The organism is Sphingobacterium sp. T2 (genome assembly GCF_000814685.1).
GTDB lineage: Bacteria > Bacteroidota > Bacteroidia > Sphingobacteriales > Sphingobacteriaceae > Sphingobacterium > Sphingobacterium thermophilum.
This window is the reverse complement of sequence record NZ_JXAC01000130.1, coordinates 1-8931: the sequence shown is the minus strand read 5'-3', so window position 1 is coordinate 8931 and position 8931 is coordinate 1. Positions and strand designations below refer to the sequence as shown.

7 protein-coding genes, 1 tRNA gene and 1 pseudogene are annotated in these 8931 nt (G+C 42.0%); 1 reads left to right on the top strand and 8 read right to left on the bottom strand.

Annotated elements, in window-relative coordinates; genetic code table 11:
* Nucleotides 1-15 precede the first annotated feature (15 nt).
* From SD31_RS09165 to SD31_RS09150, 4 genes and pseudogenes are all read right to left on the bottom strand, one after another.
* Nucleotides 16-237: a hypothetical protein gene (locus tag SD31_RS09165; protein WP_039053897.1), complete on the bottom strand. Its 222-nt coding sequence runs from the start codon at nt 235-237 to the stop codon at nt 16-18.
* A gap of 17 nt (nt 238-254) precedes the next feature.
* Nucleotides 255-989, bottom strand: coding sequence for a DUF5683 domain-containing protein (locus SD31_RS09160; RefSeq protein ID WP_052258872.1), 735 nt, complete (start codon nt 987-989; stop codon nt 255-257).
* Nucleotides 989-1905 (bottom strand): annotated as a pseudogene (locus tag SD31_RS09155) (ParB/RepB/Spo0J family partition protein). The gene SD31_RS09160 and the pseudogene SD31_RS09155 overlap by 1 nt, the downstream one beginning before the upstream one ends.
* A complete protein-coding gene (locus tag SD31_RS09150) occupies nt 1905-2705 on the bottom strand; it encodes a ParA family protein (RefSeq protein ID WP_039053899.1) in 801 nt (266 codons plus the stop codon). The pseudogene SD31_RS09155 and the gene SD31_RS09150 overlap by 1 nt, the downstream one beginning before the upstream one ends.
* A gap of 206 nt (nt 2706-2911) precedes the next feature.
* Here SD31_RS09150 and SD31_RS09145 point away from each other — a divergent pair, with 206 nt between their 5' ends.
* Complete coding sequence (locus SD31_RS09145; RefSeq protein WP_039053898.1) at nt 2912-3433, top strand: NADPH-dependent FMN reductase; 522 nt, start codon at nt 2912-2914, stop codon at nt 3431-3433.
* Nucleotides 3434-3467: 34 nt separating this feature from the next.
* Here SD31_RS09145 and SD31_RS09140 read toward each other — a convergent pair whose 3' ends face one another.
* From SD31_RS09140 to SD31_RS09130, 4 genes are all read right to left on the bottom strand, one after another.
* Complete coding sequence (locus SD31_RS09140) at nt 3468-4835, bottom strand: RagB/SusD family nutrient uptake outer membrane protein (protein WP_231561397.1); 1368 nt, start codon at nt 4833-4835, stop codon at nt 3468-3470.
* Nucleotides 4795-5235 (bottom strand): RagB/SusD family nutrient uptake outer membrane protein, encoded by a 441-nt coding sequence (locus SD31_RS19005; RefSeq protein WP_231561395.1) that lies wholly within the window; start codon nt 5233-5235, stop codon nt 4795-4797. Before SD31_RS19005 ends, SD31_RS09140 begins: the two co-directional genes overlap by 41 nt.
* Nucleotides 5236-5386: 151 nt before the next feature.
* Entirely contained in the window at nt 5387-8518 is a 3132-nt protein-coding gene (locus SD31_RS09135; RefSeq protein WP_231561394.1) for a SusC/RagA family TonB-linked outer membrane protein, read from the bottom strand.
* Between the two features lie 321 nt (nt 8519-8839).
* Nucleotides 8840-8915 (bottom strand) — tRNA-Val (locus SD31_RS09130).
* Nucleotides 8916-8931 lie beyond the last annotated feature (16 nt).

Genomic DNA, 8931 nt, shown 5'->3' with positions numbered 1-8931 from the left:
TCCATCCTGTTGTCCCTACCACAATAGGCACATCAGCCTCAAACATAAACTTATGTTGGCAAGTGCCGCCTCAGGAGTGCTGAAATCTATGGCCAAATCTACGTCCGCCAAATCTTCGGCTTCAATAGTATCTCTGTTGCTGGAATCCACGATAAGAGCAATTTCATGACCTCTTTTGAGTGCAAATTTCTCAATCAATTGCCCCATTTTGCCGTAGCCAAGTAAGACGATTTTCATAATTTAGTTTTTCAGCATTAAAAGTTAAAATTTAACTTCAATCCCGGAGCATAAAGACTCCTGAAATTAAAGTTGTATGCCATGCCCGACGTAGGTATTAAGGTTGGCGTAACTTTAAAACCTAAGTCATCACCGATATTATATCTAAAGCGCAACATAGAATCTACGTAGGCTTCCACCACATTAAGTCCCCACCATCCTACGGTAGCCAGTATAGTCATATCTCTATAGCGCCTGTAATTGTCTTTTGCACGTATCAGCCCCTCTAAGCTGGCGTACCCTTCCAAATCGGGGTCTCGCTTGTCCCCATTGTTATCTATTCTATAGGCAGCCTCATCCACAAATTTCCGATAAAACCAGTTCCAATAGTCGAACGTAAGATAGGCTGTAACAAAACCGCCATAGATTATTGGTAGCTTCACCCATACATACTTACCACCATTGGTAATCTGTCCCCAGCCCGGAAGAATCAAGGACCTTTTCCATGCTACGCGCGACAGCTCCTCAATGGCAAGACGGGAAGAGTCCTTTAAAATATCCTTGTAATAATATTTTTCGCGCTCCTTTTCGGCCTTGATTCTCGCCTTTCGCTCTGCGCGCGTCTCTTTCTTTTTCACCGTATCCTGACCAAGACTTACACTGTCCAACTCTATACGTAAGGAGTCGGGAACAGCTTTCTTGGTGGTGTCTACCTGCGAGAATGCACACAAAGAGAAAAAGAACAAGAATATTGCAAATAAATATTTCGGCATTACCAATCTAATAATTCAAGAATGCGGCTCAAATCTTCTTCCGATTCAAAAGGGATCTCTATGGAGCCTTTACCTTTTGAGTTTTTGATATTCAACCGTACACGGGTAGAAAATTTGGAAGCCAAATCGTCTTCTATCTTCTGATATTGAAAATCCAGCTGCTTGCCTACTCCTTTTCCTTTTTTAGGTTTTGTCTGCTCCTGAATGTTGCGAACCAAAATTTCGGCCATACGTACCGACAGATCTTTTTCGATGATCTGCTCGTACACATACAGCTGCTTTTCGATATCCCCTACATTGATCAACGCTCTTGCATGTCCCATGGATATCTTTCCGTCGCGAATTCCTGCTTGGATTACTGGAGGAAGCTTGAGAAGACGTAGGTAGTTGGTAACAGTAGAACGGTTTTTTGATACGCGTTCTCCCAACTCCTCCTGCTTCAGGTTACATTCTTCGATCATTCGCTGGAATGTCAAAGCTACCTCAATAGCGTTCAGGTTCTCCCGTTGGATGTTTTCGATAAGGCCATTTCCAACATCTGTTGGTCGTTGGCCGTCCGTACATATGCCGGAATCTCAGTAAGTCCCGCCATTATCGACGCACGAAGCCGGCGCTCCCCACTGATAAGCTGATATTGATCTTTATTTACCTGTCTTACGGTAATCGGTTGGATCAACCCTTGTAAGGTAATGGATTCGGCAAGTTCTTTCAATGCCTGCTCATCGAAGTCAGTACGCGGCTGATAAGGGTTGACAGCAATCTGATCGACTTTTATGAAGTTGATGCTTCCTACCGAAGGTATGGAAGTTTCTTTATTCTCACGCGAGCTGCTTGATGAGTTTCCTATATTGATATCATCTTGTAATAACGCACTAAGACCTTTTCCTAATCCTGTTTTTCGTTGTAATGCTGCCATTATACGATTGCTTTTTCTTCTTTATTTTGTTCTACCAAACCGTTCTTCTGTAATATCTCTCGCGCCAAGTTGAGATAGTTTATGGCCCCTTTACATGAAGCATCGTGCATGATTACAGACACACCGAAGCTTGGTGCTTCACTCAGACGCGTGTTACGCTGGATAATAGTGTCAAATACCAAATCTGTGAAGTGTGTGCGCACCTCTTCCACCACTTGGTTGGATAGGCGCAAACGCACATCATACATTGTTAACAATATACCTTCAATCTCCAGATTGGTATTCAACCTGTTTTGAACGATCTTGATAGTGTTCAACAATTTTCCTAATCCTTCTAGGGCAAAATATTCACACTGCACCGGGATAATGACTGAGTCCGAAGCTGTCAAGGCGTTGATAGTAATCAATCCTAGCGATGGAGAACAGTCGATGATGATGAAGTCGTAATCATCCTTCACCGCATCCAACATTTTCTTCATCTTGTACTCGCGCTCATTCAGATTAATCATCTCGATTTCTGCTCCGACCAAGTCGATATGTGCCGGCAGCAAATCTAGGTTAGGTGTTTCTGTGGCTTTGATAGCTTCTCGCGGGTCCAGATCATTCACCAAACACTCATACACACTAGCCTTAATACCGCGAGGATCAAATCCTATCCCTGATGTAGAGTTAGCCTGTGGGTCCGCATCTACAAGGAGTGTCTTATACTCCAATACGGCTAAACTAGCGGCTAAATTTATTGACGTTGTAGTCTTTCCTACACCACCCTTTTGATTTGCTATTGCAATTATTTTTCCCATGAGATACTTAATCTTTACAATTATATCCGACCAATCCGGCCCTCCTATCAAATTTACATCACGCTTACCAAAATAAATATATAAATGATGTTAAATTTACTAAATTTGAGAGCCTCCTGATACTATTACTCAGGATGCTAAGATACAAAAAATTGACATACGTTTTGTCAAATCGTATGTCGGGAAAGATAAGTTACATCATAACAATGAATTTAATTATCTCCTGTACCAATAGACTGGGTAGTAACTCATTAAAAGTAGCTCAATATTATAAAGAAGAATTAAACAAGTGCGGAGAGGCCTGGGATATGCTTTCCTTGGAAGATTTACCTCATGATATTTTGTTCACGGATTTATACGGCAAAAGGTCGGAAGCTTTTGCGCCCATCCAGGCCAAGGTCCATGAGGCAAGGAAATTCGTTTTTATTATCCCGGAATACAACGGTAGCTATCCCGGCGCCCTTAAAGTATTCATCGATGCGTGCACCTATCCGACCTCTTTCCAAAATAAGAAAGCGGCCTTGGTAGGCGTATCCACAGGGAAATATGGCAATATCCGCGGAGTAGACCACTTTACGGGAGTATGCAATTATGTCCGTATGCATGTCCTTCCCCTAAAGATTCATGTTCCTCACATCCAAAACGAATTAAACGAGGAAGGTCTTTTCACAGACCCTATTACCCTGAAGTTTGTCCACGAACAGATAGAAGAGATTATAAGGTTTTAAAAACAAAGGGCTCTTATGCAGAGCCCCTTTGTCGTTAGTGAATGGTAGGGTCAAATGTTCCTCCCCAATCCTTGTTCTGCTCAATTTTAGGGTTTTTGTCTAATACCGATTGTGATACAGGGAAGAAATAATAGGTATCCGGCACAATGTTAACTTTAGCTCCTGAGTTAGGGACTTGTAACACTCTATATTTAAAGTTCTCTTCCTTAAGCTGATATGTTCTAGCCAACTCGGAAGCTATTCCCAGATCCATTTCTGAGCCATCCGGATTGATAGCGATGGCCTCTATTCCATGCTTGGTTGTATTATCTAAGAGATGCAATTTTCTCAGGCGTCTCAAATCCCAGAATCGATGTCCTTCGAAACACAATTCTATATTTCTCTCGGCGAGAATAGCGTCTCGCATCTGCTCCTTAGTACTGGCTATAATGCCATAGTTGCCATCATTGCCGGGAAGAATACCCGCGCGTTGTCTGATTTCTCTCAAAAGACTCATAGCAGTAGCCAGATCTCCCATTTCATTGGCCGTTTCTGCATAGTTTAACATCACCTCAGCAAAGCGCATAACTATATAATCCACATCATATTGGGTTTCCACCTCTGTCTGCTTTAAAGACAGTTTCGAATTTTTAAGGATGAAAAATCCACTGTATCGATTGAGGTTTTCCGACGGTGTCTGTGCCGCAGGGTTTGTACCGAAATTATCCAAGTCGGCAGCAATCCCCACTGCGGTGTATTGTCTTTTGCCTGCCTTGCCTGACACTTCATAGATTTTTCCGTTCCAGACGATAGATTTTTCAAAACGCGGATCCCTATCCTTCCAATACGATTGAAGAAACTGTTCTTCTGTCTTGTAATAAGCGCTTGAAGGATCGGAGTACGATTTACCATCTATCATAGGGAAAGATTTGACAAACTCCCAGGTTGGCACTGCTGACGCTGCTCCGCGACTTTCCGAACCTGGTCTCACACCATAGTCATAGGACGCCACCTTGTTAGGATAAGTGTTGATTACTGCAAATACCGTCTCCTTGTTCTTCTCTTCCAAAGCGATATTATAGTAGTCGTCGATAAGTCCATATCCATTAGCTTTGAGCTGCTCATAGGCCTGCTTGTTAGCCTCATAGGCCTCATTCCAATAGCTATTTCCATAAGGATTCGTAGGATTGAATTGAGGAGAAGCCTTATACAACAGTACCTTAGCCTTAAACGCTAACGCAAAGTTACCATCAATCTTGCCATAGTTCTCGGACGATTTTTCTATGGTCTCCGGTAACAGGCTAATCGCCTCATTCAAGTCTTCGACGATAAACTGAAAACACTCCAAAGTAGAGTGGCGAGGGGTGTTCAGGTCATCTTTTTCAAGATTCTTGTGGCACTTTAATATACGGCACGCCACCATGATGTTTTACCATATTGAAATATGCATAAGCACGCATAAAAAGCAGCTGACCACGGAAATTTCTCTTATCGTTATCATTCAGCCCCGTGCTTTCCTCAATTTTTACCAGGGCTGTATTGATTTTACGTATAGTCGTATAATCCCAAGCCTTGTAACTGGAATTATTAACCGTAACCGCATCCAAAGGGAACGTTATACCTACCAGCTGCTCCGAGTTATTGTCGGCAGAGGCATTCCAATTACCAAAAATAGAATAGACATTTGCCAGATAGGCATTGACAAGGTTGGGATCTTGCCACACTTCCCGCTCGTCTAATGAGTTCAGATCACGGATATCCAGTACATCCTTACAAGAGGTAAGGCTCAATAAAAATATTACGGGGAAAAAAATCTTTTTCATAGTTACTTCCAATTAAAATTTAAAGTCAAGTCCAAGGTTAAACGTCTTCATGACAGGGTAAGAATCATACATTTTCTGTTCTGGGTCGTGAAATTCTGTCATCTTGGAGATTACAAACAAGTTAGTCCCATTAAAGAATATATTAGCTTGTTTAATCTTCAACGCATTTGTTACCGAGTTTGGCAACGCATACGACACATTTAAATCTCTCAGACGTAGATAAGTCACCGTTTCTTATCCAGAAGCTGGAATTGCCGGTTCCCGATTCCGCCCAGTTAGAGCCTACTACACGTGGATATTTGGCATTAGGGTTTTCCTCTGTCCATACATCGCCTGCCCAAATAGGATAGTAAGGACGGAAGTTTCCTCCGTGCTGTCGCATGCCACCTCCTTCTTGATTGCTAATCATCCTGTCGTAAGCCATCACTCCTTGTAACAATGCCGACACACTTATACCTTTCCAACTTATATTCATGTTGACGCCATAGTTGATTCGTGGCGAGTTGTTGTCCGATAAAAGCACCATATCATTGTCGTCGATCTTTCCATCCGGACCGTCAGAATAGTTGGCTCCCCGAACATCTTTATAAAGAATCATGCCTAGGTAAGGGTCTCTTCCGTAGGTTTTGAAACCTTTGCTTAGCAGATCGTCAAGTTGCTCTTGCGTGCGTACCAAATCTATTGCTTCAAGACCTATCAACCTGTTTTCCGGTCTTCCTATTCTGGATCGGAAATTTTGCTCTCTTCCTGCTGCATAAGAAGGTTCTTCATCATAAATATCCCACCTATCTTTAGCATATCCCACGTTGATTCCGAAGCCGTAAGCTACCTCATTCACACGATTATTCCACATCAGACTAATCTCCCCTCCTTTGTAGCTTCTAGCAGCATAGTTTTCGGGCGCTAGCGTTCTTCCATAGTTATCCGGAACCACTAGATTTCTAGTACCCAATATATCTGTTTCCTTGCGGCTAAAGACATCTATGCTTCCTGTCAATCGATTTTTCAACAATCCGAAATCGACTCCTAGGTTATAACTTTTGGATGTTGTCCATGTAAGGTTTTGAGTAGGGTTAGCTCCGTACATGATACCATTGTAATAACGGTCTCCGAAGATATAACCACCTGATGGCACATATTTTTCTTCATACAAAAACTGACCAATCTTATTGCCGTCCACGGCAAGGTCATTACCAGTCGTTCCATAAGAGAAGCGTAGTTTTAGTTCGTTGATATTTTCTTTTGCTCCGGCAAAGAAATTTTCTTCGGAAATACGCCATGCAGCGGACATAGAAGGGAAGAATCCCCAACGTTTATCTCCAGGGAATAGCGGAGAGCCGTCGTATCGGAACGAAAATTCAGCAATATATCTATCACTGTAGTTATAGTTTATTCTTCCTATCAGCGCTCTCCGTGCATCGGTAGACTCATAAGCATTGGTGGACCGGTAGTTACGATCTGTAGGATACACAAACATCTGATCTATGTTGGTGATAGGATTTTCAGCTCTAGAGTTGACAAAGATGCCTCCGAATTTGAACTGTTCATACACCACCATAGCGTCGACATTATGTTTATCAAACGTTTTAGCATAATTTAAAAACCAGTTTACTTGGTATTCCCACGTACGTTCTGGCGTATAATCCACAAACGGTGCCGCTTGGCTGAAAGTAAAGATGTTGATTTTATCTTCCGACGGAGGAGCCGGGATAAAACGGTTGTCACTAGCATCCAATGGTGTGAAAGTATAATTCTTCTGGAAGGTCATGAAGCGCTTACGCATATAGTCCTCTGCCACATAACTTCCCACCACTTTTGTTGACAAGCCTTTCACCAAACCATCCAGCTTGTAACTCAATGTCAGGATAGGATTAATCTCCCTAACTTTTCGATCAATATAACGATTACCTATCACCTGATCGATAACATTCCATGCCTGCCAGCTTCCCATCGGCGTTTGTACAGGGTACTCTGTAGGCTTATCACTTGGCGTGCCGTCCGCATTGAGGTAAAAAGGATACATCTTAGGCCAGTTGAAGGTCACACGATAGAAATCGGACACATCAAAATCGTCGTCATTTGCCGAAGTACTGAATGGCCAAAAGAATCTCTTCGAATTAGTCTGATTGGCCGATATATTCAAATCAATGGTAAAGGCCTCATTGACCTTGGCGCTGACATTACTACGTATATTAAATTTATCGTGTTCTAAAGACTTATAGGAGCCTAACTCTTTTCTATAGCTCAATAAGTTATAATAGGTGATAGCCTCACCACCTCCTGTCAAGGAGATAGACTGCCGGTGACTGAATGGGTTTCGCCATATCCAATCCGTAACACTGTAATTCTTATCTTTGAAATAGTCAAATTCTTTCTGGCCATTTGGAGCGACAAATGGTGCTTGCTGATTACCATTTAGCCACTGGAAGTATGAGACACGGTTCTGATAGATAAGTTCGTCTTCTGCCGTTGTAAGATCTGCCAACAATGTCTGTGTAGGTGCTGCCAAAGAATAGGTGCTCTGCACATTGAAAACAGGAGCTTGCGGCGTCCCTTTCTTGGTCGTTACGAGCACCACTCCATTTCCTGCACGCGTCCCATATACAGCTCCCATCGCCGCATCTTTTAAGAAACTAATCTGATCCACCTCATTGGCTTCCAAAGCATCAAATGCAGCCTTGTCTCTCACCACTCCATCGATAACGTATAGAGGCTCGGCAAAGCTCCCCCGTATCCGCAAAGATGACGATGCTCCCGTCATACCCGACGTGTTGGTTACGTTGACACCAGGAGCCCTACCGGCCAATGTATTGGAAAGGTTGGAGGGTGCGATATTTTTAAGGTTGTCCGCGCTGACAGCTGTCATCGCTCCTGTAAGGTTACTTCTTTTCTGACGTCCATAACCCACCACCACTACCTCTTCAATATTACCTATATCTTCTTCTAATACAATGACGTTATCCACCAAACTGTTGATAACAAATTCTTGTGTCAGATATCCTACACTTTTAACGATGATAACATCACCAACCTTTGCACGAACCTTGAACTGTCCAGATTCGTTGGTACTGGTCGATTGTCCGGATTGCGTTGAAACGGTAACTCCACTCAACGGTTTTCCATCTGTACCCAGTACTCTACCTTCAATTTCGGCTTGCCACTTACTTTCAATTAAGGCCAAAGGTTTGGCTTCTAAAGGAACAGCAATTACTGGAGTTAATGCAAATATTCCTAATAATCGAATAGGAATAAAGCTCTTTCTTAGAAAAAATCTTTTCTTCATGATATATAATTGTTAGTATTCTCCTTACAAACTAACAACTTTACCATGCTAATACACGTTAAATGAGATATTTAAGAAATAATTTAGCTTTATAAATGTATTTCACTCAAGCTTATCCTTAACCGAAGGAATAATCAAGAATTTTTTTTGTTGTAAACATATAAAAAGATAAACAAAAAGAAACCATGAGATACCATCAAGAAATTTTATACTATTATTAAAATAATATAATAATATTTAACAATCAAAATAGAGTAGTTTATGAAAACAAAGGAAGGGGAATATAAAAAAAGCATCAATTTCTTGATGCTTTCTAAGAAGTGGAGGCTACTGGATTCGAACCAGTGACCCCCTGCTTGTAAGGCAGGTGCTCTGAACCAGCTGAGCTAAGTCCTCCGAAGGTATATGTGGTG

Excerpts from the sequence above, each read along its gene's own strand:
- SD31_RS09145 (WP_039053898.1), top strand. The coding sequence starts at position 2,912 with ATGAATTTAATTATCTCCTGTACCAATAGACTGGGTAGTAACTCATTA.
- SD31_RS09140 (WP_231561397.1), bottom strand. The coding sequence starts at position 4,835 with ATGGTGGCGTGCCGTATATTAAAGTGCCACAAGAATCTTGAAAAAGAT.
- SD31_RS09150 (WP_039053899.1), bottom strand. The coding sequence starts at position 2,705 with ATGGGAAAAATAATTGCAATAGCAAATCAAAAGGGTGGTGTAGGAAAG.
- SD31_RS09165 (WP_039053897.1), bottom strand. The coding sequence starts at position 237 with ATGAAAATCGTCTTACTTGGCTACGGCAAAATGGGGCAATTGATTGAG.
- SD31_RS19005 (WP_231561395.1), bottom strand. The coding sequence starts at position 5,235 with ATGAAAAAGATTTTTTTCCCCGTAATATTTTTATTGAGCCTTACCTCT.
- SD31_RS09160 (WP_052258872.1), bottom strand. The coding sequence starts at position 989 with ATGCCGAAATATTTATTTGCAATATTCTTGTTCTTTTTCTCTTTGTGT.
- SD31_RS09135 (WP_231561394.1), bottom strand. The coding sequence starts at position 8,518 with ATGAAGAAAAGATTTTTTCTAAGAAAGAGCTTTATTCCTATTCGATTA.